At 38.0% G+C, this 23,894-nt stretch carries 26 protein-coding genes; 1 reads left to right on the top strand and 25 read right to left on the bottom strand.

The features are described 5' to 3' along the window. Window positions 1–346 precede the first annotated feature (346 nt). Window positions 347–1,021, bottom strand: coding sequence for a phosphatase PAP2 family protein (locus tag KQI83_RS13275; RefSeq protein ID WP_216558966.1), 675 nt, complete (start codon window positions 1,019–1,021; stop codon window positions 347–349). A 231-nt stretch (window positions 1,022–1,252) separates the two neighbouring features. Here KQI83_RS13275 and KQI83_RS13280 point away from each other — a divergent pair, with 231 nt between their 5' ends. Further along, the gene (locus KQI83_RS13280; protein WP_216558968.1) at window positions 1,253–2,443 is read left to right on the top strand and encodes an iron-containing alcohol dehydrogenase; all 1,191 of its coding nucleotides are present in this window, start codon (window positions 1,253–1,255) and stop codon (window positions 2,441–2,443) included. 130 nt (window positions 2,444–2,573) lie between these two features. Here the strand turns inward: KQI83_RS13280 and KQI83_RS13285 are convergent, their stop codons facing one another. The 24 genes from KQI83_RS13285 to KQI83_RS13400 all read right to left on the bottom strand — a co-directional run bounded on the left by KQI83_RS13285 (window position 2,574) and on the right by KQI83_RS13400 (window position 23,722). After that, window positions 2,574–3,629, bottom strand: coding sequence for an iron-containing alcohol dehydrogenase family protein (locus KQI83_RS13285; RefSeq protein WP_216558971.1), 1,056 nt, complete (start codon window positions 3,627–3,629; stop codon window positions 2,574–2,576). Window positions 3,630–3,667: 38 nt separating this feature from the next. Next, window positions 3,668–4,366, bottom strand: coding sequence for a 5'-methylthioadenosine/adenosylhomocysteine nucleosidase (locus tag KQI83_RS13290; RefSeq protein WP_216558974.1), 699 nt, complete (start codon window positions 4,364–4,366; stop codon window positions 3,668–3,670). A 44-nt stretch (window positions 4,367–4,410) separates the two neighbouring features. Continuing rightward, window positions 4,411–4,890 carry an S-ribosylhomocysteine lyase gene (locus tag KQI83_RS13295; protein WP_216558977.1) on the bottom strand — a complete coding sequence of 160 codons (480 nt, stop codon included), beginning with the start codon at window positions 4,888–4,890 and terminating at the stop codon, window positions 4,411–4,413. Window positions 4,891–5,012: 122 nt separating this feature from the next. Next, window positions 5,013–5,654 carry an HAD family hydrolase gene (locus KQI83_RS13300; RefSeq protein WP_216558980.1) on the bottom strand — a complete coding sequence of 214 codons (642 nt, stop codon included), beginning with the start codon at window positions 5,652–5,654 and terminating at the stop codon, window positions 5,013–5,015. Window positions 5,655–5,786: 132 nt separating this feature from the next. Beyond that, window positions 5,787–6,764 (bottom strand): L-lactate dehydrogenase, encoded by a 978-nt coding sequence (locus KQI83_RS13305; RefSeq protein ID WP_216558983.1) that lies wholly within the window; start codon window positions 6,762–6,764, stop codon window positions 5,787–5,789. Window positions 6,765–7,119: 355 nt separating this feature from the next. Continuing rightward, window positions 7,120–7,458, bottom strand: coding sequence for a response regulator transcription factor (locus tag KQI83_RS13310; RefSeq protein WP_216558986.1), 339 nt, complete (start codon window positions 7,456–7,458; stop codon window positions 7,120–7,122). Continuing rightward, a complete protein-coding gene (locus tag KQI83_RS13315; RefSeq protein WP_216558989.1) occupies window positions 7,425–9,608 on the bottom strand; it encodes a hypothetical protein in 2,184 nt (727 codons plus the stop codon). The genes KQI83_RS13310 and KQI83_RS13315 overlap by 34 nt, the downstream gene beginning before the upstream one ends. 78 nt (window positions 9,609–9,686) lie before the next feature. Next, the gene (locus tag KQI83_RS13320) at window positions 9,687–10,100 is read right to left on the bottom strand and encodes a M67 family metallopeptidase (RefSeq protein ID WP_216558992.1); all 414 of its coding nucleotides are present in this window, start codon (window positions 10,098–10,100) and stop codon (window positions 9,687–9,689) included. Window positions 10,101–10,120: 20 nt separating this feature from the next. Continuing rightward, window positions 10,121–10,927, bottom strand: coding sequence for a thiazole biosynthesis adenylyltransferase ThiF (gene thiF, locus KQI83_RS13325; protein WP_216558994.1), 807 nt, complete (start codon window positions 10,925–10,927; stop codon window positions 10,121–10,123). Beyond that, the gene (thiS, locus tag KQI83_RS13330; RefSeq protein ID WP_216558997.1) at window positions 10,927–11,136 is read right to left on the bottom strand and encodes a sulfur carrier protein ThiS; all 210 of its coding nucleotides are present in this window, start codon (window positions 11,134–11,136) and stop codon (window positions 10,927–10,929) included. Before thiS ends, thiF begins: the two co-directional genes overlap by 1 nt. 17 nt (window positions 11,137–11,153) lie before the next feature. Further along, window positions 11,154–11,471 (bottom strand): thioredoxin, encoded by a 318-nt coding sequence (trxA, locus tag KQI83_RS13335; protein ID WP_216558999.1) that lies wholly within the window; start codon window positions 11,469–11,471, stop codon window positions 11,154–11,156. 10 nt (window positions 11,472–11,481) lie between these two features. After that, on the bottom strand, window positions 11,482–11,727 hold the full coding sequence (locus KQI83_RS13340) for a sulfurtransferase TusA family protein (RefSeq protein ID WP_216559002.1): 246 nt from the start codon (window positions 11,725–11,727) through the stop codon (window positions 11,482–11,484). Continuing rightward, on the bottom strand, window positions 11,720–12,580 hold the full coding sequence (locus KQI83_RS13345) for a 4Fe-4S binding protein (RefSeq protein ID WP_216559004.1): 861 nt from the start codon (window positions 12,578–12,580) through the stop codon (window positions 11,720–11,722). Before KQI83_RS13345 ends, KQI83_RS13340 begins: the two co-directional genes overlap by 8 nt. A 27-nt stretch (window positions 12,581–12,607) precedes the next feature. Beyond that, window positions 12,608–13,852, bottom strand: coding sequence for an O-acetylhomoserine aminocarboxypropyltransferase/cysteine synthase family protein (locus tag KQI83_RS13350; RefSeq protein ID WP_216559013.1), 1,245 nt, complete (start codon window positions 13,850–13,852; stop codon window positions 12,608–12,610). 14 nt (window positions 13,853–13,866) lie between these two features. Beyond that, window positions 13,867–15,564: a sulfate adenylyltransferase subunit 1 gene (locus KQI83_RS13355; protein WP_216559016.1), complete on the bottom strand. Its 1,698-nt coding sequence runs from the start codon at window positions 15,562–15,564 to the stop codon at window positions 13,867–13,869. A gap of 1 nt (window position 15,565) precedes the next feature. Continuing rightward, the gene (gene cysD, locus KQI83_RS13360; protein WP_216559019.1) at window positions 15,566–16,465 is read right to left on the bottom strand and encodes a sulfate adenylyltransferase subunit CysD; all 900 of its coding nucleotides are present in this window, start codon (window positions 16,463–16,465) and stop codon (window positions 15,566–15,568) included. A 16-nt stretch (window positions 16,466–16,481) separates the two neighbouring features. Continuing rightward, window positions 16,482–16,796: a 4Fe-4S dicluster domain-containing protein gene (locus KQI83_RS13365; protein ID WP_216559022.1), complete on the bottom strand. Its 315-nt coding sequence runs from the start codon at window positions 16,794–16,796 to the stop codon at window positions 16,482–16,484. Further along, window positions 16,780–18,489, bottom strand: coding sequence for an adenylyl-sulfate reductase subunit alpha (locus tag KQI83_RS13370; RefSeq protein WP_216559025.1), 1,710 nt, complete (start codon window positions 18,487–18,489; stop codon window positions 16,780–16,782). The genes KQI83_RS13365 and KQI83_RS13370 overlap by 17 nt, the downstream gene beginning before the upstream one ends. Window positions 18,490–18,498: 9 nt before the next feature. Further along, window positions 18,499–19,560: an ABC transporter ATP-binding protein gene (locus KQI83_RS13375; protein WP_216559027.1), complete on the bottom strand. Its 1,062-nt coding sequence runs from the start codon at window positions 19,558–19,560 to the stop codon at window positions 18,499–18,501. Between the two features lie 11 nt (window positions 19,561–19,571). Next, a complete protein-coding gene (locus KQI83_RS13380) occupies window positions 19,572–20,426 on the bottom strand; it encodes a sulfate ABC transporter permease (protein WP_216559030.1) in 855 nt (284 codons plus the stop codon). A gap of 10 nt (window positions 20,427–20,436) precedes the next feature. Next, the gene (gene cysT / locus KQI83_RS13385) at window positions 20,437–21,285 is read right to left on the bottom strand and encodes a sulfate ABC transporter permease subunit CysT (protein WP_216559033.1); all 849 of its coding nucleotides are present in this window, start codon (window positions 21,283–21,285) and stop codon (window positions 20,437–20,439) included. A 30-nt stretch (window positions 21,286–21,315) separates the two neighbouring features. After that, window positions 21,316–22,338 (bottom strand): sulfate ABC transporter substrate-binding protein, encoded by a 1,023-nt coding sequence (locus KQI83_RS13390; RefSeq protein WP_216559036.1) that lies wholly within the window; start codon window positions 22,336–22,338, stop codon window positions 21,316–21,318. 17 nt (window positions 22,339–22,355) lie between these two features. Next, window positions 22,356–23,285: a cysteine synthase A gene (cysK, locus tag KQI83_RS13395; RefSeq protein ID WP_216559039.1), complete on the bottom strand. Its 930-nt coding sequence runs from the start codon at window positions 23,283–23,285 to the stop codon at window positions 22,356–22,358. Between the two features lie 32 nt (window positions 23,286–23,317). Continuing rightward, window positions 23,318–23,722 carry an RrF2 family transcriptional regulator gene (locus tag KQI83_RS13400; protein ID WP_216559042.1) on the bottom strand — a complete coding sequence of 135 codons (405 nt, stop codon included), beginning with the start codon at window positions 23,720–23,722 and terminating at the stop codon, window positions 23,318–23,320. Window positions 23,723–23,894: the final 172 nt, after the last annotated feature.

The raw sequence follows: 23,894 nt of genomic DNA on the forward strand, positions 1-23,894 counted from the left end.
ATTTTTATGTTTTCTGGAATTAATTACCGAATTAGCAGTCTGCTGAATTGCAGAACCGGATGTTCCCTTACTTTTCCCTATCTAATTCTTCCCTCAAATTCTTTTTATTGTAAATATTTTGTCTTTTGTTGTCAATCTTGTTTTTTATTATTTTTCTCTCAGTTAGTGTTATACGTCCCTATGTACGTCAAGTGATTATATTATTATATGCAATCTACTAAAAGGATTACATCCATTTCAAAATTTATATTTTTCATTCTGTACTTTTTTACTTTAACATAACACGTTTTTCCTATAATACAAAAACAGCAACGCCTATTCTCCTTAGAACAGGTGCTGCTGTTTTCTAAATTTCTCGATATTGTCTCTGATATACACGCTTCTTGCTTTCCTGCCAATTGCCTCCATATACGAAAGTATACATCACAATTGCAGTTGCACATGCGGTAAGTACATCGAATACAGAATGTTGTTTCAAAAACATGGTAGATGCAATAATGGAACACATCAAAATAAAGGAGCCCCATTGAATCCACTTTTTATTTTTCAATTGCTCGCTGTGGCTGATTGCAATATGTACCCCAAGGGAATTATATACATGAATACTTGGGAATAAATTCGTCGGTGTATCTGTTGCATACAGCCATTGTACCATACTTACAAAAATATTATCTCTTTCAAATACTCTTGGTCTTAAATAATGTCCATTGGGATATATAGTAGATGCCACTAGGAATATTGTCATTCCCACAAATAAAAAGCAACATAACTTATAATAATCCGAAACATTCTTAAAGAAGAAATAAATAATTGCTACTGCTACATAACCAAACCATAATAAATACGGAATAATGAATACTTCTATAAAAGGAATGTAATCATCTACTGCCATATGTATTACATGAAAACGTCTGGTTACTGTATTTTCCAAATATGCAAACCATATCAGATATATTATCAAATAAGATAAAATCCATCCATGTCGGTACCGATATAGGAAGTCTTTTAACTTTTCTCTCATAAAATCACCCTTTAAACTATTTTATCAACAGAATTATAGCACAGCCCTTTTCCGGAAACAATGAATTTTTTATAAATTAAGAAAATATTATGAAATATATTGTTTCTTATTTTTTCTTATTTCTTTGTGCATTTTATACAAAACATGTTTTGTTTTTATTTGACTTTTATTTGTTTTGATGATAGGATTTTATTATAACTTAACGATTTTTCTTTAATAGGAGGGTTTTTTATGGCAAGATTTACATTACCACGAGATTTGTACCACGGAAAAGGTTGTTTGGAAGAACTGAAGAATTTAACCGGCAAAAAAGCCATTTTAGTCGTTGGAGGCGGTTCTATGCGTCGTTTTGGCTTTCTTGACCGAGCTGTTTCTTATTTAGAGGAAGCCGGAATGGAAGTCACTCTTTTTGAAAACGTAGAGCCTGACCCAAGTGTAGATACGGTTATGAAAGGTGCTGCAAAAATGCAGGAATTCCAACCGGACTGGATTGTCGCTATGGGTGGCGGTTCTCCAATTGATGCTGCAAAGGCTATGTGGGCATTTTATGAATACCCAGATACTACATTCGAAGATTTAATTACTCCTTTTAGTTTTCCGACTTTAAGAACAAAAGCTAAATTCTGTGCAATTCCTTCTACTTCCGGAACTGCTACCGAAGTAACTGCTTTTTCTGTTATCACCGATTATAAAAAAGGTATTAAGTATCCTTTGGCTGATTTTAACATCACACCGGATGTTGCTATTGTTGATCCGGAGCTTGCTGAAAAAATGCCAAAGAAGCTGACTGCTCATACCGGAATGGACGCTATGACACATGCCATCGAAGCATATGTTTCTACGCTTCATTGTGATTATACAGACCCATTAGCACTTCATGCTATTAAAATGATTCACAATGACTTAAAAGCATCTTTTGACGGAGATATGGATGCCCGTGACCGTATGCACAACGCACAATGTCTTGCAGGAATGGCATTTTCTAATGCTTTGCTTGGTATTGTTCACTCCATGGCACACAAAACCGGAGCTGCTTATAGTGGTGGTCACATTGTACATGGATGTGCAAATGCGATGTATCTGCCAAAAGTTATCAAATATAACGCAAAAAATCCGGAAGCACAGAAACGTTACGCTGAAATTGCACGATTTATCGACTTGAAAGGTTCTTCTGATGCTGAATTAGTAGATGCTTTGATTGCAGAGTTAAAATCCATGAATGTATCTTTGGAAATTCCTTCTTGTATCAAAGATTATGAAGGCGGTATTATTGACGAAAAAGAATTTATGGAAAAATTACCGGAAGTGGCAAAACTGGCTATCTCTGACGCATGTACCGGCTCTAATCCAAGAATTCCTACTCCGGAAGAAATGGAAAAATTATTAAAAGCCTGCTACTATGACGAAGAAATTGACTTTTAAATAATTATACCATATAGAACAAAGAGTCCACTTCCTATTGCATAAAAATAGTCCCTCATAAGTTATATACAAAACATGAACTTATGAAGGACTATTTTCTTTGATTTTCTACTATTTTGCCTTAAAAGGACTACTTTAAAATTCTCCTTAATACATCATCTTCATGCAACACCTGCTTTGCCAAAGCACGATACTTTTCTTCATGCAAATAGGTGTGACGATATGGTTTTATGGTCGGTGCCAAATCAATGGCTTTCTCATAATCTTCTCGTTTTAACTCCAATGTCTCTACATAATCCCAAAATCCTGTATCGGTAAAGATGGTATTTACACGTTTATAACGGTGGTCTTGTACCACACTCATCAAATAAGTGGCAATTCCTACCTGTATTCCATGAAGTTGCGGTGTTTCTAACATTTTATCTAATGCATGGGATATCAGATGTTCACTTCCACTGGTTGGTGCGCTACTGCCTGCAATTTCATTTGCAATTCCACTCATTGCCAGCGAATCCAGTAATTCCCGCAAAAATAAGTCATCCTTTATACTTTCAAAAGGAGTTCTAACAAAACTGTTTACCGCCTTTTTTGCAATCATTACCGCAAAATCATTTACTACTGCATATCCGTTTTCATCCTCATATACCCAGTCATATAATGCTGTAATTTTCGATACTAAATCGCCAATTCCAGAATACAAGAACTTTTCCGGTGCACTTTTAATAATATCTGTATCTGCGATAATTCCATATGCCATTCTTGCCGGTACGGAATTTCTCTTTCTGTCTACCAATAAAGATGCACTGGCACTGGAAAATCCATCACTGGATGCAGAAGTAGGCACGCTGACAAACGGAAGTTTTCGCAAATAAGCTGCGTATTTTGCGGCATCGATTACTTTTCCTCCACCAATTCCAACAATGACCTGTGTTTTTACATCAATGGAAAATGCCAGTTCAATAATATCCTCTATTCGTATGGAATCTAACTCCCGATACTCTACTACGGTAACTCCTTGTTCTTTCAAGGACTGCATTACCATGTTTCCAAACATCTCAATCAGACCGTTTCCAAAATAAATGACTGCATGTTTCATTTGGTTCGCCTGAAGATACATTCCTAAGTTTCCTAATGTTCCTTTTCCTACTTTCAGAATCGTAGGAATTGCAATATGACTTCCTGCCATTTTTACATCCCCTATTTTTTTCATTCATTTCAAAATCACTAAATCAACGGGAGCATATGCTCTACTAATGCTGCGGAGTGGGCTGCTGCCGCCTTTTCAAAGGTTGGATAATCCATTTCTGCACTATCATCTGCCTTATCTGAAATTGCACGAATAATTACAAATGGCACATGATTTAAATATGCTGCATGAGCAATGGAGGCTCCTTCCATCTCTACACAAAATCCTCCGAAGTTTGTGATAATATGCTCTTTTACCTTTTTATCACTGACAAACTGATCTCCACTTACGATTCTTCCGTTGTATACAGAAATATCCGGGTTTACTTCCTTACAACATTCCACTGCCAAAGCACTCAGCTTTTCATCTGCCGGAAATGCAAGACATCCCATCTGTGGTACTTCTCCTAACGGATATCCAAATACTCTTACATCCACATCATGGTGTAAGGCATCCGTAGATACTACAATATCACCAATATTGATTTCATTTTTTAAAGAACCTGCAACTCCTGTATTAATAATATGTGTTACCTCAAAAACATCACACAGAATCTGAGTACAAAGTGCTGCATTTACCTTACCAATTCCACTTCGTACAATTACCACATCTGTTCCATTTAACATTCCCTCTAGGAACTCCATAGAAGCTCTTTCTTCCTTACGAGTAATCTCCATCTTACTCTTCAGTTCTTCTACTTCCAGTTCCATGGCACCGATAATTCCGATTTTTTTCATTTTCTTTTCTCCTGCTTTTCTAAAATATCTTCTGTTCCTTATCATTATTGTGGATATACCAGATGCTTTTCATCAATTCCATACAATGTATTTTCCAGATAACGTTTTGCAAGATAATTTGCCATGCCAAGATTCATATCCAAATAGTTGCCGCAATCTTTTGCACTTGCTCCCGGCACCTCACCTTTGAAATCTCTCATAAATTCATACATTCTTGTTACTAACTCTACGATATCTTTCGATTCATAATCTCCTGCCAATAACAAATAAAATCCGGTACGGCATCCCATAGGTCCAAAATAAATAACTTTTTCCTTATACTCTTTATCATTTCGTAAGAATGTAGCTCCCAAATGCTCTAATGTATGCACTTCTGCTGTATTCATCACCGGTTCATCGTTAGGGCTTGTCATGCGAAGGTCAAAGGTGGTAATCACTTCTGCTCCCACATGATCCTTTCTTGACACATACACCCCCGGTTCTAACTTAATATGGTCTATTGTAAAACTTGCAATCTTTTCCATTTTATCCTCCTGCTTATCCTTATTCTGATTATCTTCGTTTTAATTGCCTTATTTCCAATTACTTTTTATTCTAATTATCTTGCTCTAATTATCTTGTTCTAACTACTCTGTTTATCATTATCCTATCTATCCAAAAATTCTTTTACCTTATCCGGCAATTCTGAAAGTTCCCGAATAAATGGCACTTCTACATTAATCGTTCCATATCCGGTTCTTGCATGGATAAATGGGAGTCCTGCCTGCATGGTTGCCTCATAATCTCCCTGCGTGTCTCCAAGGTAAACCGCTTTGTCCAAATGATTGCGTTCTACCACCAAACGGATATTATCTCCCTTCGGCTTTCCGGTTCCGCCATAGCTCTCAAAGTCATCAAAATAACTCCCCAGCTTATGATATTCTAAAAATGCTTCAATATATCCCACCTGACAATTGCTTACAATATAGAGATGATATCCTGCCTGTTTTAACTTTTGTAAGGTTTCCTCTAATCCTTTTAAAAGCTTTCCTCCATGCGTGCGAATATATTCATTTTCTATCTCACAGCAATATTTTAATAGCTCCATTCTCTTTTCCACATCATACTCAGCAAAAAGAATATTTGCGATATCCTCCATGGTTTTTCCCATTACACTCTGAATATCCTCCATGGTAATATCTTTTTCCACATCTTTGCGCTGTTCTAATGCCATTTTCCACGAATAGGCTACTTCTTCTGAAGAATCCCACAATGTTCCGTCTAAATCAAATAATATTCCCTTTTTCATTTTCTCTCCTTTGCCAAACTGCTGAACACTTCTCATTATTTTATCATTTTTTTCTAAAAAAGTCCATGTTGTGTAAACAACAAATCAGCCACAGTTTCTTATATACAAAGTCCCTGTGGCTAATCTCTTATTTTAAAGTTCGTGTTCTTTTAATATATCCTTCAAAATATCTGCCGATTCTTTTAATTTCTTAATTTCATCCTGATCTAAAGAAATCGGTACTCGATTCTCCATACCATGTTTTCCTACGATAGCAGGCATGGACAATACAATGTCTTCAATTCCATATTCTCCGTGCATCATACTGGAAATTGGCATGATTGACTTCTCATCCCTTAAAATTGCCTCACAAATTCTTCGTACTGCCATAGCAATTCCATAATAAGTTGCATGTTTCTTAGAAATAATCTCATAGGCACTGTTTTTTACATTTTCTGCAATTCGTTCTGTTGCTTCATCATGCTGATAGTGTCCACGCATTTCACAGAAATCATCCACTGCAATTCCCGATACATTTGCACTACTCCATGCTGCAATTTCACTATCTCCATGTTCTCCGATAATAAATGCATGTACACTTCGGCTGTCTACCTGCAAATGTTCTCCTAACATATATTTCAAACGTGCAGTATCCAAAACAGTACCGGAACCGATAACTCTGTTTTCTTCAAATCCGCTTAATTTTAATGCGGTATAGGTGAGAATATCTACCGGGTTCGATACAACCAGTAAAATTCCCTGACAATTACGTTTTGCAATCTCCGGAATAATAGATTTAAAAATACCGATGTTCTTGCGCACCAAATCCAATCTGGTCTCACCCGGCTTTTGATTAGCTCCTGCAGTAATTACAATAATAGCTGCATCTACAATATCATCATAGTCTCCCGCATAAATCTTCATCGGTCTTGCAAATGGTACACCGTGGCTGATATCCAATGCTTCTCCTTCTGCCTTTTCTTTGTCTGCATCAATCAGCACCATTTCAGAAAACATTCCACTCTGCATTAAACTAAATGCGGAAGCAGAACCTACAAAACCACAGCCAATCATTGCAACTTTTCTCAAATTTACACATCCACAATCTTTTTCTAATTGAATTTTTTCCATATGGACTCCTTTCTTTAATTGAAATTGTTATTTGGTATCGTATTTTATAGTGTTTCTAAAATCCTGCTGTTTCATTCTCGGATTTCTTGTATACAGTATACTATATACAGTATGCTTTGTGTGTTTTTTCTTTCATACATGAATTATTTTATCATATACCAAAAAGAAGCACTACGAAACGTAATGCTCCTAACTCTATGCGTAAATACTCGCCCTAATTTTCTTGTTGCCTGATATCCCCCTCACCGATATCAGGTAACCCCTCTTCACAAAGTTCTCTTGTATTATACACAATAACTCCATATTTTTCTATTATGGAACTCCATATATTTTTACAGAAAATTAGGTATGGAGCTTACAATACTTTTTCTAATTTTTTTACTGCCTCAGTTCTTCCTTTTACATTTAACTTTCGATATATATTGGATAATGCTTTTTCTACCGTAACAGTAGCTATATTTAAAGTTTTTCCAATTTCACCGTTTTTATAACCGGTTTTGACAAGCTGAAGAATCTCTAATTCTCGCTCTGTCAACAAACTTGCTTCTTTTTGACCTTCTCCCTTATTTAAAATAAGGTTTTGCCCTGTTTGATACTGTTGACAATGGAAAATCACCTTTTTAAGGTACTCGTGGTCTATTTCGTCATCTTCCACCAATTTTAAAATTGGTAAAAGTTCTCCGGCGTTCTCCATAAACAATGCAACCAATTATCTTTTTGCGCCACTTTTAGTACTTTTTCCAATTCTTCTCTGGCAGCTTCTTCTCCAAAAAGATGATATTTAGCAATCGTCAGATAGACTCCACCCTTTATCCGTAAATAGCAGCTAGAGCTCCATTCCTGATACTCCATCATATCTTCTGCAATAGCTGTCAATTGTGCATATTTTCCCTCTTCCATTAAAATTCTACCGTAGGTAACACTTCCTGCACAGGTGATTTTAAAGTAATTATTATAGGAAATAAGCTCATAATTCTTAAGCCATTCTGCAATTCCCGGTTCTCCCATACACTGTCGGATATATCCATTTACCAAATCATACAGCACCGTAATGTTTTCTCTTTTATTGATGGCACTTCCTGCCTCTTCTAATACATTGAGGCATTCCACCAATTCTGTATATTTTCCAAGATATATGTAACATTTCATTTTTAAGAATGCGGTACTGATAATCGCCGCCGCTTCCTTGCGGAAACAAGCCTTCTGAAAAGCAATTTCGCTAATTTCCACGGCTCTTTGCACATCGCCCATTAAATAACAGTACTCACCTTCTGCCATCCATTCCCAACCGGAATCCTTTGCATTCACCAGTGCCAGATAATATCTGCTGAACTCTTTTATCTTTTCAATGGAACCCAGAAGTTTTCCTGCCTCGCTATAATAAATTCCATATAGCTCCGGTACCATAAACATAGCAATAAACCGCTCATTAAATATCTCAGATGGTCTTCCCTCTAACACTTCATAAGCTTGTTGGATTGTCTCTGCCATTTTGCCCACATCATCAATACTCATAATGCTGCGCATAATCAGCATTTCACCTAACATTCGCTTATTTTGAGGACTTTTATCCATTCCTTTTTCATAAAAGTATTTCTCAGTCTCTTGAAAATCTCTACGGGCATTTTCCATCACACCGTATACTTCCCAGTAATAAATATATATTAAATATGCCTTTAAATGCGTCAACTTTTCTTCTACTGATACACCTCTGAAAAAGTTCTCAAATACCTTGGGTATGGTTCGATAAAGTTCTAATGCATTTTCACTTTCTAATACACGGAAAACTTCCTGTTCTTCACCTATTTTAATATAATTTTGAATTGCAGCCGTCATTTTTCCCTGACGCTCTTCCCACATAGCAGAACGTTTCCAAACTTCATTTACAGAATTTCCTCGATCTGTATATTCTTTTTCTGCAATTAATCGCAATAAATGGTGAAGTCGAAATGTTCGAGTCACCATATCGTATTCCATAAAATTAGTCTCTAATGCACAATTCTGTAATTCTATTCGGCACTCCGGCATCTGTGTCACATAAATTGCTTCCTGCATGGTAAAATTTTCAAGAGGAGATAATTTCATAATAATTTCACGTTCCGTCTCAGACAATTCATCAAATACCAATTCCTTCATAAAATTCCATGCACTGAAAAAACTGTTTAATTCTCCGGTTCGCATATAATCAATTAAAATCAGACATATGACAGAAGTCCAGCCTTCTGTATATTGATAGATTGCCTTTCTTTCCTTAAAGGGTAAATCTATCCCATTATTTTTAAAATAGGTGCCAATCTCTTCTTCTGTAAAACTTAGTATATTCTTACGAATTACAGTACATTTTCTATCTAAAATCAGCTTACCACAACGGAACCCAGACAATCGCTGACAGATTAAAACAATATGCAGATGATCTAACTCTGCCTCAGCAATGTCTTCCAGCAAAAAATCAAATTCTTCGCTGTAGGTGTCCTGATATTCATTTTCAATTACTATGATTGTTTCTTTTTGTACGCTTCGATTTAGCTGATGTATAAAATTCTGTCTTTCCTGTGGGGTCTTTGGGAAACAAGTTCCCAGAAATTCTCGCACTTCTTCCTTTACTTCCTGTGCGAGAACTTCTGTGATTCGTTTCCATATCCATTCATCATCACATTGGTCTTCTTTTAAAGAATACCAAAAATATCGTACTCCTGCTTCTTCTAAAAAATCTCGTACGGCAGTCTTCTTCCCCATTCCTGCGGATGCCTGCACAATGCACAGTGGCAACTTGACTGCCTCTGCAAGGCACTCATTAATCCGCTGTCTTTTCAGTTCTCTCGGCTGGAATAGTTCTTCTCTCACGTTTCTCTTCTCCCAAATACTTAATTACCCTATTTAAGCATAATATTTCTTAAATTTTATCATTTATTTGGAAGTTCGTCAAATTATTTCAATTGGCTCTACTGTTACATTTTTCTCCTCGTCAATCCGAAAAGCCTTCAAAACCGGATTGTTTTCCTCCATTAAAGAAAGAATTAAATAATTTGCCTTTGAATCATACGCAAGTCTCTTATCTTCTTCAGATGGACGAGAAGGAGATTCCGGATGAGAATGGAAATTTCCTAAAGGTTCATAACCATTGGTGCGCATATCCTTTACGGCTGCTAACTGTTCCTTTGGATCCATAGAAAAATGTTCACGACTCGCATCCACATTTGTCAGCAGATATACTTTTTCTACATACTGATTTTCTTCTTCTTTTCTGCCACCAATTAGCCCACAAGACTCATTTGGTAATCCTTTTTTGCAATGTTCCAGTATTTTTTCATAATCCTGCTGTTTTAAATATAACATCTCGCTCCTCCTTAATGATTTTATTTTCCGTCACACTCTATCTGCTCATAATCAATCAACTGTGTGATTGTTGGATGTTCTCCACAAATTGGACAATCTTTTACTTTCTTTGGTAATTTTACGGTACGGAATTCCATTTTCAATGCATCGTAAGTTAAAAGTTTTCCTGTTAAAAGTTCTCCTACACCTACGATATATTTAATTGCTTCCATTGCCTGAAGGCTTCCGATAACTCCACCCATAGCTCCGATAACACCTGCCTGCTTACAGGTTGGTACTGCGTCCTTTGGTGGTGGATTCTTAAATACACAACGATAGCATGGTCCTTCTCCCGGAACATAAGTCATTAACTGTCCCTGGAAACGAATGATTCCGGCATGGGAAAATGGCTTTTTCGCCATAACACAAGCATCGTTTATTAAGAATTTTGCCGGGAAATTATCTGTTCCATCAATAATAAAGTCATAGTCTTTGATTAAGTCCATAATATTTTCTGACGTAACAAAGGTACGATATGTATTTACAGTTACATCCGGGTTCATCTCATTGATGGTTTCTTTTGCTGATTTTACCTTTGCCTTACCAACATCTTTGGTTGCATGGATAATCTGTCTTTGAAGATTGGATAAATCCACTTCATCTGCATCGGCAATTCCGATGGTTCCTACACCTGCTGCTGCAAGATACATTGCTGCCGGTGCTCCTAATCCGCCGGCACCGATAATCAGAACTTTACTATTTAACAGTTTCTTCTGTCCTTTTACACCGACTTCCTGTAAAATAATGTGTCTGGAGTAGCGCTCCATTTGTTCACTTGTAAATGCCATTAAAAAGCTCCTCCTCCCATGAAGTATAAGAATTCGATATTATCTCCTTCTTTGATGACTGTAGTTTCAAATGCTTCCTTGTCTAAGAAGTCATCGTTCAAGGTAACAGTTACATATTCTGCGTTTTCTACCTTTTCATCCACGATTAATTTTGCAATTGTTGTTCCTTCTGCGATTTCTTTGTTTACTCCTGCGATTGTTGCTTTCATTTTCTTCCTCCATGATTTTATATTAATGTTTTAATAATTGTTTCCAATTCTTCTTTTTTTACCAAACCGCGTGTCCGTTTTACTTCTGCACCATCCTTGAAAAATAAAATTGTGGGAGATGCCATTACCTCATATTGTGCTGCAAGATCACTATCAAAGTTTACATTGATTTTTACTACTTTTACCTTATCTTCATAGTCATCTTCGATATCTCCTAAAATGGGAGATAATTGTTTGCACGGAATACAAGAATCTGAATAAAACTCGGCTAATACCGGGATTGCACTTTTTAACACTTCTGTCTCAAACTGCTCCTGATTTACTCTTGCTGCCATTTTTTCACCTCTAGTCTTCTAACTTTTTCACTATCAAATCATAAGTTCCGTTTTCATTATCAATCAGTTTTAAAATCTGCTGACCTTCTTCTTTAAAACTTCTTGGTACGTTCTGTACCGGCTCACCATCATTCATGGTAACTGCAAGTACCTGACCAATTTCCAATTCTTCCATTGCCACTTTTGCCTTTACAAAGGTCATTGGGCAAACCACATCGGTAATATCTACTCTTTCATCAATTACATAATCAGCCATTATATGCCTCCTTCAATACTTTTTCTAATTTGTCAACGCCTACTCTGTCAATGGTAAACTTAAATCTTTCTCCCTGATTTGCATAGTCATCAAAGAACTGAATTGCTGCATCTGTTACACGATACAACTGTTCTTCACTTGTAATAACAGGAAGTAAAGACTTTCCTTCACTGATATGATTTCCGAAAGTTCCTCCGAAGGATACCATAAATCCCGGAGTTCCTTCCCATGCATCGGTTGGACATGACTTTACACATCTTCCGCAGTTATTACATTTTTGCTCATCCAGGGTGATATTGCCGTCCTGAATGGTAATGGCACCTTCACGACAGGCCTTCTCACAGACACCGCACATAATGCAGTCTTCTTTTTTCCAGTTTACGATTTGTGCTCCTTTGATTCCTACGTCATTTTCTTCTGCCTTTAAGCAGTTGTTCTGACATCCTGTTACACCAAACTTAAACTTATGAGGCAATTCTCTTGCAAAATACCGTTTATCCAGTTCCAATGCAATTTTGTAAGAATCAATATTTCCGCTTGGACAGATTTCAGACCCCTGACAGGCGGTAACGGTACGAACACGAGGGCCACATACACCCGGATGACAGTCTCCCTTTGCCAGTTCTTCCTTTACTTCATCAATATCATCAAGTTTGATAAATGGAATTTCCACTCCCTGACGAGAGGTAAGATGAACATGACCATCACCATATTTTTCTGCTACCTCTGCAATGATTTTAAGGTTTTCTGCGGTAAGAGTTCCTCCTACCACCTGTAACCTTAAAGAAAAATTATTTTTTTGTTTCTGACGCATGAAGCCGCCTTTTTTTAATGCTCCATAATCAACTGCCATCTTATTTCTCCTTTCGTATCGCCTACCTTATTGGTTGCTGTTTTCGATTGCTTGTTTAAAATCTTCAATTAAATCTTCGATATCTTCAATTCCCACACTAATTCGGATTAAATCATCAAATACTCCGGCACTTTCTTTTTCTTCCTCTGTACTGTGTACATTCAATGTTGATTCCGGATGGATAACCAATGACTTGGTATCTCCTATATTTGAAACAATCATTGGAATCTTTAATTGATCCATTATAGAAAATGCACGTTCCTTACTTCCTACACGAATGGTAAGAATCGCTCCAAATCCTCTTACCAATTCTTCTTTTGCAATTGTATGATATGGACTTTTTGCAAGTCCCGGATAATTTACTTCAATACCGTCTAAACTATCTAAATACTCTGCCAGTTTATAAGCATTTTCACACTCTCGCTCCATACGAAGTCCTAAGGTCTCTATACCAAGAAGATTATAATAAGCTGTCTGTGGTGCCATACATGCTCCGGTGTTTCGGAACAATCCGTTACGAAGCTTTGCTGTATAGGCAAATTTACCAAACTTCTTAAATTCTTTCATTCCCGGATATTTTTCTGCATCCCATTTAAAACTTCCACCATCAGTAATTACTCCGCTAATGGCATCGCTGTGACCGTTGATGTACTTAGAGGTGGAATTGATTACGATATCCGCTCCCAGCTCTAATGGTTTTACCAGATATGCAGTAGCAACGGTATTATCCATAATCAGTGGAAGTCCATGCTTATGTGCCAATTCGCTTAAGGAACGAATATCTGTTACATCTAATCTTGGATTTCCAATGGTTTCTGCAAAAATAACTCTGGTTTTTTCTGTAATGCTTTCCTCAATCTGTTTCCAATCGTTATTTCGCACATAAATGGTGTGTATTCCAAATGCCTCTAAATCCCGAAACAAATCAATACTGCCGCCATACAGGCTGGCACTGGAGACAATTTCATCTCCAGCCTGTAAAATATTCAACAGTGCATTGGTCAATGCTGCCATACCGGAGGCACATGCGATAGAAGCCACACCGCCTTCTAACTTTGTCATTCTTTCTTCAAAGGCTGTAATAGTTGGATTTCCTAATCTTGTATAAGAATATCCCGGTGCCTGATTGTGAAATAACTTTTCATGCTGGCTGGCAGAAGGCTGATAGAACGCACTGGACTGAAAAATCGGTGTCAGTGTTGCTCCTGTACTTTTATCGCCTTCTTGACAGCTATGTAATAATGAGGTATTAAATCCTGCTGATTCTACCATCTGTTGTTACCTCCTTAAATAATCCAGAAATTATCATGGAATGTAATGCTACGATATGTTTCAAACTTCATCCACTTATCCATAAGTTCCGCATCCGGATTTTCTCCTGTCTTCTTCACATCTGCAAGGAATTCTTCATACTGCTCTTTGGATTCTACGCCGATTGCAAATCCTCTTCCGTTTACTAATGGATAACCACTATAATTGTATTCGGAAATCAATTTAATTGCTGCTACTTTCTCTTCTCTGATTTCTACTACTACTTTATCACGAAGTACTAAAATATCAAAGTTATCCGGGTAATGATAGCTTTCACCCTTAACCGGAATGGTATCACCTACGGTATAAATATCTTTTACCGGTTTTGCCTTGGCGATATTTAAGCTCTCCATATTGTAATAGAACTCTTCGAAAACATCACCTCTTGCCTTAATATCTCCGGCTACGAAGGAGTAGGTTCCATCTTCCTGTCCCTGTTTTACTTCTTCTACTACACCGCAGGCAGAGGTCATATTGGTGATTCTGTCAATTAAAATCAATTCTCCTAATGTCTTGTGACGAGAGAATACATCCACTACGATGTTTTCCTGTAAGGAAATCTCACATAATGCAATTTCATTTTTTACTAAATGGTCTGCTTCGATGAATTCACCGGAATTTACATCAATTTTATGTCTAATTGCAGTTAATACACCCGGAATTTGTCTCGTTCCTAATTTTACTAGATAATCTTTTCCGATAACAAGTTCTTCGTCGTCCATCCACAAAAGAGTTACCACAATGTGATTGCTTACCGGAAGGTCACTTCCATTTACCAATACACATCCTCTGGAAACATCCACTTCTTTATCTAACTGAATGGTAACCGGATTGCCTTTTACAGCACTCTGACTTTCCTTGTTCCCTACTAAAATACTCTTTACTTTTGCTTCTTCACGGCTTGGCAAGGTTGTAATCACGTCACCTACCTGAATGTTTCCCGATTCCACCTGTCCCTGGAAACCACGGAAGGTATGATTTGGTCGGCATACACGCTGTACCGGAAGATAAAATCCTTCTTCTTTGGACTTTTCGGAAACATCTACCTGCTCCAAGTACGGAAGCAACGCTTCCCCTTCATACCATGGCATATTTGGAGACTTTTCTGTAACGTTATCACCCTCGGTTGCTGATACCGGAATGATTTTTACACTTGCAAGTTTTAATTCTTTGGTAAGTTCTGCAATCTGTGCTTCGATTTCTTTGAATCGTTTTTCATCATATCTTACCAAATCCATTTTGTTTACTGCAAATACAAAATAACGAATTCCCATTAAGGAACAGATTCTTGCATGTCTTCTGGTCTGTACCAATACACCTTGCTTTGCATCTACCAAGATAACCGCTAAGTCTGCAAAGGAAGCTCCTACTGCCATATTTCTGGTGTACTCTTCATGTCCCGGAGTATCGGCTACAATAAAGCTACGATTGTCTGTGGTAAAATAACGATATGCCACATCAATGGTAATTCCCTGTTCTCTTTCTGCCATAAGTCCATCCAGTAATAAAGAATAGTCAATAGCTCCTCCACGACTTCCTACCTTACTGTCTAATTCCAATGCTTTTTCCTGATCTGCATATAACAATTTTGCATCATACAAAATATGTCCGATTAAGGTGGACTTTCCATCGTCTACGCTTCCGCAAGTAATAAATTTTAATAATCCGCTCATCTTAGAAATATCCCTCCCTTTTTCTTCTTTCCATGCTTCCAGCCTCTTCATTATCAATTACTCGGCTGGTTCGCTCTGAGGATACTGCACTCAAGGTTTCTTCTATAATCTCATCCAAAGTAGTTGCTGTGGACTCTACCCCTCCGGTTAGTGGGTAGCAACCCAAGGTACGGAATCGAATACTCTTATGTTCGATTTTTTCTCCCGGACGAAGTCTCATTCTGTCATCATCTACCATAATGATGTTTCCATCTCGGTATACTACCGGACGTTCTTTTGCAAAATACAATGGTACGATATCGATATTTTCTCGTTTAATATACTGCCAGATATCCTTTTCTGTCCAGTTGGAAATCGGGAATACTCGAATACTTTCCCCTTTATGAATCTTGGTGTTATATAACTTCCACATTTCCGGTCTTTGATTTTTCGGGTCCCATGCCTGTGCTTCGTTTCGGAAGGAAAAGATTCTTTCTTTTGCTCTGGACTTTTCTTCGTCACGTCTTCCGCCACCAAATGCTGCGGTAAATCCGTATTTATTTAATGCCTGTTTCAATGCCTGTGTTTTCATAATATCGGTATAAGCAGAACCATGATCAAATGGGTTGATTCCCTGCTTTACACCATCCTGGTTAATGTACTCTAACATTTCGATTCCGTATTTTTGTGCTACCTTGTCACGGAACTCAATCATTTCTTTAAACTTCCAGGTAGTGTTTACATGTAAAAACGGAAAAGGTGGCTTCTCCGGATAGAAAGCTTTCAGTGCCAGATGAAGCATAACGGAACTGTCCTTTCCAATAGAATATAACATTACCGGCTTTTCGCATTCTGCTGCCACCTCACGGATGATGTAGATGGCTTCTGCTTCTAATTCATCAAGATGTGATAATTCGCTCATATTTTTCTCCTTTTTTCTAGTATTGGTTTGATTTTGTTCTATCAATTTCTATGGTTTGTTTTTTTCCACAAGACTTGGTAATATTCCAGTAAATCATATCCCCTTTACTTGTTACATTCATCTTGCTTCCCATTCCTCCAATGTCGGCACCAAGATAAAAATCAATGGCATCAAACTGACATTCTTTTACACAGGAGACACAGCCCCAGCAGTCTTTTGGGTATTTGATGTATGCCTTGCCATTCTCATTCGCCTTAATTAAGGTTCCCGGACATACCTGCATACATTTTCTGCATCCCACACATTTCTTTTGGTTAATGACTATGCTCATACTGTTCTCCTCTCTCTACCAAATCTCGGTATATGATCTGAATCTTTCCATCCTCCATACGGGAGTTTACATATTTTAACCATTCATCACTTTTTTCCGGATAATCCAGATTCTCGGCAAAACTATGCCATCTGGTCTCTTTTCTGGCTCTTAAGTGTGCAATCAATACCTTACATACGGTAAGTCGTTCTTTTAATTCATATACGAACATCAGCTCGTGCATATCTTCTGCACTTAAACCTTCTGCCAACTGCTCAATCTGGTTGATTTTCTCTTCTGCCAGAGAAAGCTGTTTTTCATTGAACTGATAGTGACTGCCAATTCCGCCTGCATAGGTGTCCATTACCTTTTGCATTGCTTCTTCTAACTGCTCTACTGTAAATATCGGCTGCTTTTCATTTAAAATCTTATCATATTCCTGCACTTTTTCTGTAAGAAGTTGTTCTTCTTCCTGTTCCGTAAGCTTGTGTTCTTCGTATTTCTTTGTAAGTTCGTTATTGCTATGTATAATAGCTTCTGCTGCAATCTCACCTTCCACAAGAGCACCGGTTACATATTTTTGTGGACATCCTCCTGCCACATCTCCTGCTGCATACAATCCCTGAATCGTACTTTGACGATTGGTATCTACCCAGTAACCACTGGCTGTATGACCGCCTACTACATAAGGTTCTGTTCCTTCGATTTCCACATTTTGCTGACTTGGATTTTTTCCTGCTTCTATCCACTTTAAGGTCTGGCTAGGTGCCATATTTAAATATGCCTTTAACAGCTCCTCATCCTGCTTCGGTGTAATTCCTTCTGTACGAAGGTAACACGGTCCGCGTCCTTCTAAGTTTTCTTTTACTGTTCCGTATACACGTTGTGAAGTGGTAAGTCCGTATTTGTTCTCATATACTTCGCCTAACGCATTTACCTGTTTTGCTCCTACACCCTGTGCGATAGTTCCGGTTGGTGCAATGGTATCTTTGCATCGCAGTGCGATGAAACGCATCTCAAAGGTTGTCATTTCTGCACCTGCTCGAATTCCCATGGCATATCCGGCTCCTGTATTAAATGGTGGATACCACATCTTATGTCTGGAAAATCCCGGATTATTGGGTTTATATAATCCGGAAGCTCCTCCGGTAGCACAAATCACTGATTTTGCTCTTATTTCATAAGCAGTTCCATCTTCAATACTAAATCCAAATGCTCCTAAAATCTGATTGTCTTTTACTATGTAATCTGTGATATTTAAGTGATTGATTACGGTTACATCTTCTAATTTTTTTACTGCATCTGCTAAAATCGGCTTAATGTTTTCTCCATTAATTTTGATATTTCGATTTCCTCTTGCAACGTATTCTCCGTTTTCATCCTTTAAAATCACAAGTCCTAATTGTTCTAATTTTGCTGTAACACGGTTTAATCCTTCTGACATGGTAAGAAGCAAATCTTCTCTTACAATATCATCTGCATCTTTTTTTGCATAATCCACATAATCTTCCGGTTTACGTCCCTTTACGATATAAGCATTGATGGCATTTACTCCTGCTGCCAGACAACCGCTTCGTTTGATGTTTGCCTTTTCTGCAATTACAACCGACAGATTAGACTGTTCTCGAATGGTAAGTGCTGCATAACATCCAGCGGTTCCACTACCTATAATCAAAACATCCGTATGGATTATTTTCTTGTTCTGAATCTTCATAACTGCCTCCTAGATATAGAATACATCATTCTCCTGCATTGCGCTGTTTTCCATCAGATAAGTTCTGTTCTCATCAAAAATGTACAATCGATAAATCAATACCTGTACTTTTTCTCCTACACTTACCGGATCTTTTTCTAAGGAACGCTCTGCCTTAATGGAAATTCCTTTAATGTTAATGGTAAGCTCTAAATGATTTCCCCGGAATACCACTTCTTCCACGGTGCCTTCTTCTGCCGCACTCATATACTGTTCTAGTCTTCCGCTCTTAGAAACTCTCACAAACTCCGGTCGAATTACTGCCTGAGCTGCTCCTGCCACAGAATCAAATCCATTTAATTGTTCATAGTGACTTACTACGGTAGATTTTCCAATAAACTGTGCTACAAACGGGGTTTCCGGTGTCTTATATATTTCCATTGGAGTTCCGGTCTGTTCAATTCTTCCATGATTGGTAATGATAATCTCATCTGCTACTTCTACTGCTTCATCCTGATCATGGGTGACGAAAATACTGGTAATTCCAACTTTATGTATCATATCTTTCAACCAGTTACGAAGTTCTGTTCTTACCTTCGCATCTATGGCTGCAAACGGTTCATCCAAAAGAAGTACCTGTGGATTGGGAGCAAGGGCTCTTGCAAAAGCAACTCTTTGTCTCTGTCCTCCTGACAACTGACTTGGATAACGCTTTTCCATTCCGGAAAGTCCTGTTAGTTGAATCAGTTCCATTACTCGCTCTTTAATCTGAGCTTTGGGTACCTTTTGCACTTCAAGGCCGAAGGCAATGTTATCAAATACTGTCATATATCGAAACAATGCATAATTTTGAAATACAAACCCAATATCTCGTTTTGCTGCCGGAATGTCATTGATTCTTTTTCCGTTAATGAGAATGTCTCCGGAGTCCGGATTTTCTAATCCTGCCAGCATACGAAGTATGGTTGTTTTTCCACTTCCGCTCGGTCCCAGTAATGCTACCAGCTTTCCTTTTTCGATTCCAAAGTTTACATGATCCGATGCTTTGAAATCTCCATAATGTTTTTCAATATCTTTCATTTCAACGTACATGCCTTCACCTCCTATACCTTTCCTTTTTTCTTTGACTTATATTCTACAAAATTTCGTAATACCAATACCAACACTGCTATGATAACCAGTACGGATGATACTGCAAATGCAGCTGTAATTGAATCAGCCGACCCAGATAAGTACAATGCATCGATTTCCAGTGGTAAAGTAAAAGTTTCGCCGCGGGTCTTAGATAATGCATTTACCGCTCCAAATTCTCCCAGTGCTCGGGCTGTACAAAGGATAATTCCATAGAGTAATGCCCATTTCATATGAGGTAATGTAATTTTTCGGAAAATTCGAAATCCGCTGGCTCCCATCAGGGTTGCCGCTTCTTCCTCTTCTTTTCCCTGCGCATTCAATACCGGAATGATTTCTCTTGATACAAATGGAAAGGTAACAAATATGGTGGCAAGTATTACACCGGGAATTGCAAATACAATTTTAATATCTGTTCCAAGTGCTTCATTGATTTTTTCAATGTATTTTCCTGCCCACCCAAGTCTTCCAAATGTCATCAAAAATGCAAGTCCTGCAATAACCGGTGAAATAGAAAACGGAATATCTATTAAAGTTGCTAAAATATGTTTTCCCCGGAAGGAAAATTTTGTTAACAACCACGCTGCCATAATTCCAAAAAATGTATTTACTACTACGGCTATGACAGTTGCAAGTAATGTTACTCCCAAAGCAGACACTACATATTCGGATGCTAAGGACTGAAAGTAAAATTGAATTCCTTCTTTTAATGAATTAGTTACTACCGATATCAATGGCAACACCAGCATACAGACAATAAAAAGTACGCCCACGGTAATCAGTATAATTTCTGTTTTACTCCGTTTTTTCTGTTCTTTTTTCTCCATGTCTTCCTCCTTATGCTGTTCGTTTTGCCTGATGTACCTGCACCATATTTACCAAAAATAAAATCAAAAAGGATAAAATCAACATTACCAGTGCAATGGCTGTTGCAGCAGCATAATCTACATAATTGAGCTTTTGCATAATTACATAGGAAACTACCTGTGTATGCTTTCTTGCACTATTTCCTGATATGTAAATGACACTTCCGTATTCTCCAACACCTCTTGCAAAGGCTAATCCAAATCCGGTTAGCAATGCCGGGCGAAGCTCCGGTAAAATTATTTTTCGAAAAATTCTTGCCTTGCTTGCTCCCAACATATTTCCTGCTTCTTCATAGGAGGGATCCAGCTTTTCTAATATAGGCTGGATTGCTCTTACTACAAATGGGATTCCCACAAATATCAATGCTATGGTAAGACCTATCTTAGTATAGGACACCTGTATTCCAAGCTTTGCTAAATATTTTCCCGGAAAACCGGTATCTGCATACATCTTAGATAAGGTGATTCCGGCAACCGCTGTTGGTAATGCAAACGGAAGTTCTATCAAGCCATCTAATAATCGTTTTCCCGGAAATTCATACCGAACTAATATCCATGCCAAAATCACTCCAAATACACAATTTACCACAGCTGCGATGAAGGAACACATGATACTGGTGGAAAATGCACTTCTTACTTCTTTTCTTCCAATCAGCTGAAAAAATTCTTCCGGTGATAACTTCATGGAATAAATTAAAACTGATGCCAGTGGAATCAATACCAGCAGTGACAACATGGTAACTGTCACTCCCATACTAAGTCCAAATCCCGGTATGACCCTACAGGTTTTTGCCTGTTTTTGCCTCCTTAACCCTTTCATGGTTCCTCCTCTTTCTCCTAGTCATTCTACTTAATTATCATATATTTCATCAAAAATTGCGCCATCGGTGAAAAACTTTTCGTAGGCTTCATCCCAGCCGCCAAAATCATCTATGGTACATAACTTAACATTCAAATCAAACTTATCGGAAAATTCCTGTAAAATATCCGGATTCGTTGGTCGATATCCATTTTCTCCAATAATTCTTTGTGCTTCATCTGAATATAAGTATTGCAAATATTCCTTTGCCGCTTCCTGTGTGTTATCTTTTTTTGCATTGGCATCTACAATCGCAACATTAGGTTCTGCCAGAATACTAACACTTGGAGTTACAATTTCATATTTTCCCGGATATTCCTTCATTGCTGTAATTGCTTCATTTTCCCATGCAATCAGCACATCTCCCTGTCCGTTTTCTACAAAAGTCGTTGTAGCTCCTCTCGCTCCGGAATCCATAACAGATACATTCTGATATAAATCTGTTACAAATTTCTTTACTTTCTTTTCTGAAGCATATTTTTCACTGGCATATTCCCATGCAGCCAGAAAGTTCCAACAAGCTCCGCCACTACTCTTTGGGTCCGGTGTTATGACATCTACACCTTTTTTCACCAAGTCATCCCAATCTTTGATTCCTTTTTCATTTCCCTTGCGTACCAAAAACACAATGGTAGATGTATAAGGTGCTGAGTTTCCGTCAAATTCTTCTATCCATCCCGGTTCGATGAGCCCGGACTTTTCTATCAGGCTAATATCATGAGCAAGTGCCAATGTTACCACATCTGCATCACTGCCTTCCACTACGGATCTCGCCTGACTACCAGAGCCTCCATGAGATTGAATAATCTTAATATCTTTTCCATGTTCTTCCTTGTAATGCTTCTCAAAGGCTTGATTGTATTCCTCATACAGTTCTCGGGTCGGATCATAAGAAACATTGGTTAGCGTCAGTGTTCCATCACTATTTTTCTTTTTTCCGCAAGCTGTCAGAGATGTCATCGTCAACACCGCTGCAAGAATCGTAACGGTTATCCTTGTTGCCTTCTTTCTCATAAATGCTCCTCCTGATTCTATTCAAACAATGCAGTGGATAAATAACGTTCTCCTGTATCCGGTAATAAAACTACAATGTTTTTTCCTTTATTTTCCGGTCTTCTTGCTAATACATCTGCTGCATAAAGTGCTGCTCCTGATGAAATTCCAACCAACAAACCATCTGTTTTTGCTACTTTTCTTGCCGTCCGGAATGCTGCTTCATTTTCTACCGGTATAATCTCATCAATTAATTGGGTATCCAATACTTTTGGTACAAATCCTGCTCCGATTCCCTGAATCTTATGTGGTCCCGGCTTTCCTCCGGAAAGTACTGCGGAATCCTTTGGCTCTACTGCAATAATTTTTACATCCGGATTCTTTTCTCTTAATCCTGCTCCGGTTCCGGTCAATGTTCCTCCGGTTCCTACTGCGGAAACAAAGATATCTACCTTTCCATCAGTGTCTTCCCAGATTTCTTTTGCAGTTGTTTCTTTATGAATTGCCGGATTTGCTGCATTTTCAAACTGCTGTGGGATAATGGCATTTCCGTATTCTTCTTTTAACTGTTCTGCCTTTGCAATCGCACCCTTCATTCCTTCCTTTCCCGGTGTCAGAACAATTTCAGCTCCTAATGCGGAAACGATTTTTCTACGTTCTACACTCATGGTATCCGGCATGGTAAGAATTAAGTGTAAGCCCTTAGATGCTGCTACAAACGCAAGCCCGATTCCTGTGTTTCCACTGGTTGGTTCGATAATGACTGTTTCATTATTAATCTTGCCTTTTTTTATTCCGTCCTCAATCATGGCATAAGCAACACGATCCTTGACACTTCCTAATGGATTGAAATATTCCAATTTTCCGATTATTTTTGCTTCCAGTTCATTTTCTTTTTCATAATTGGTCAGCTCTAATAATGGAGTCTTTCCTATCAGTTCTGTTAAATGTTCTGCTATTTTACTCATCACTGTCTTCCTTTCTATATTCTTCTCATTCCTTATATTGAATAATTATATGCATTTTCATTCTGCCAGGTAAGCAAATCCTCTAGCGTTACCGTATCTATTACACTGCTTACCGCATCATCGATACGATTCCACAAAATCATGCTTGCGTCTTCCTCTCCGTCTCCGTCCTTAGCAAAACAACTTTCTGTCATTCGTAAAATCTCGCCAACCTTATAATCATATGGTTTTCGCACTAATCGGTAACCTCCCTGGGGTCCTCGGATACTGCGTACCAATCCTGCTTTATTTAACAAGGACACAACCTGCTCCAAGTATTTTTCTGAAATCTCCTGTCGCACTGCTATATCCTTCAGACTTACCGGTTCACCAAAATCATGTTCTGCCAAGTCCAGCATCAACCTTACTGCGTACTTTCCTTTCATCGATATTTTCATTTGCGTCCTATCACCTCCGTTTTTTCATTTCCTACTTTATCCGTAGGTTATATATGCTATTATACGCAAACAGCATCTTTTGTCAACACTTTTTTCAAAAAAATGTATGATTGATTTGCAAGTTCTGTTGGATTATAATTGATTAGGTGTGCAGTCAAATCACTGCATACAA

This window comes from Roseburia sp. MSJ-14, assembly GCF_018918225.1.
Lineage (GTDB): Bacteria > Bacillota > Clostridia > Lachnospirales > Lachnospiraceae > Petralouisia.

Excerpts from the sequence above, each read along its gene's own strand:
- KQI83_RS13370 (WP_216559025.1), bottom strand. The coding sequence starts at position 18,489 with ATGAAGATTCAGAACAAGAAAATAATCCATACGGATGTTTTGATTATA.
- cysK (WP_216559039.1), bottom strand. The coding sequence starts at position 23,285 with ATGAGTAAAATAGCAGAACATTTAACAGAACTGATAGGAAAGACTCCA.
- KQI83_RS13375 (WP_216559027.1), bottom strand. The coding sequence starts at position 19,560 with ATGTACGTTGAAATGAAAGATATTGAAAAACATTATGGAGATTTCAAA.
- KQI83_RS13365 (WP_216559022.1), bottom strand. The coding sequence starts at position 16,796 with ATGAGCATAGTCATTAACCAAAAGAAATGTGTGGGATGCAGAAAATGT.
- KQI83_RS13390 (WP_216559036.1), bottom strand. The coding sequence starts at position 22,338 with ATGAGAAAGAAGGCAACAAGGATAACCGTTACGATTCTTGCAGCGGTG.
- KQI83_RS13295 (WP_216558977.1), bottom strand. The coding sequence starts at position 4,890 with ATGGAAAAGATTGCAAGTTTTACAATAGACCATATTAAGTTAGAACCG.
- KQI83_RS13310 (WP_216558986.1), bottom strand. The coding sequence starts at position 7,458 with ATGGAGAACGCCGGAGAACTTTTACCAATTTTAAAATTGGTGGAAGAT.
- KQI83_RS13285 (WP_216558971.1), bottom strand. The coding sequence starts at position 3,629 with ATGGCAGGAAGTCATATTGCAATTCCTACGATTCTGAAAGTAGGAAAA.
- KQI83_RS13320 (WP_216558992.1), bottom strand. The coding sequence starts at position 10,100 with ATGTTATATTTAAAACAGCAGGATTATGAAAAAATACTGGAACATTGC.
- trxA (WP_216558999.1), bottom strand. The coding sequence starts at position 11,471 with ATGGCAGCAAGAGTAAATCAGGAGCAGTTTGAGACAGAAGTGTTAAAA.
- KQI83_RS13350 (WP_216559013.1), bottom strand. The coding sequence starts at position 13,852 with ATGGTAGAATCAGCAGGATTTAATACCTCATTATTACATAGCTGTCAA.
- KQI83_RS13280 (WP_216558968.1), top strand. The coding sequence starts at position 1,253 with ATGGCAAGATTTACATTACCACGAGATTTGTACCACGGAAAAGGTTGT.
- cysD (WP_216559019.1), bottom strand. The coding sequence starts at position 16,465 with ATGAGCGAATTATCACATCTTGATGAATTAGAAGCAGAAGCCATCTAC.
- KQI83_RS13340 (WP_216559002.1), bottom strand. The coding sequence starts at position 11,727 with ATGGCTGATTATGTAATTGATGAAAGAGTAGATATTACCGATGTGGTT.
- KQI83_RS13355 (WP_216559016.1), bottom strand. The coding sequence starts at position 15,564 with ATGAGCGGATTATTAAAATTTATTACTTGCGGAAGCGTAGACGATGGA.
- KQI83_RS13290 (WP_216558974.1), bottom strand. The coding sequence starts at position 4,366 with ATGAAAAAAATCGGAATTATCGGTGCCATGGAACTGGAAGTAGAAGAA.
- cysT (WP_216559033.1), bottom strand. The coding sequence starts at position 21,285 with ATGAAAGGGTTAAGGAGGCAAAAACAGGCAAAAACCTGTAGGGTCATA.
- thiF (WP_216558994.1), bottom strand. The coding sequence starts at position 10,927 with ATGGCATTTACAAGTGAACAAATGGAGCGCTACTCCAGACACATTATT.
- thiS (WP_216558997.1), bottom strand. The coding sequence starts at position 11,136 with ATGAAAGCAACAATCGCAGGAGTAAACAAAGAAATCGCAGAAGGAACA.
- KQI83_RS13380 (WP_216559030.1), bottom strand. The coding sequence starts at position 20,426 with ATGGAGAAAAAAGAACAGAAAAAACGGAGTAAAACAGAAATTATACTG.
- KQI83_RS13300 (WP_216558980.1), bottom strand. The coding sequence starts at position 5,654 with ATGAAAAAGGGAATATTATTTGATTTAGACGGAACATTGTGGGATTCT.
- KQI83_RS13275 (WP_216558966.1), bottom strand. The coding sequence starts at position 1,021 with ATGAGAGAAAAGTTAAAAGACTTCCTATATCGGTACCGACATGGATGG.
- KQI83_RS13400 (WP_216559042.1), bottom strand. The coding sequence starts at position 23,722 with ATGAAAATATCGATGAAAGGAAAGTACGCAGTAAGGTTGATGCTGGAC.
- KQI83_RS13305 (WP_216558983.1), bottom strand. The coding sequence starts at position 6,764 with ATGGAAAAAATTCAATTAGAAAAAGATTGTGGATGTGTAAATTTGAGA.
- KQI83_RS13345 (WP_216559004.1), bottom strand. The coding sequence starts at position 12,580 with ATGGCAGTTGATTATGGAGCATTAAAAAAAGGCGGCTTCATGCGTCAG.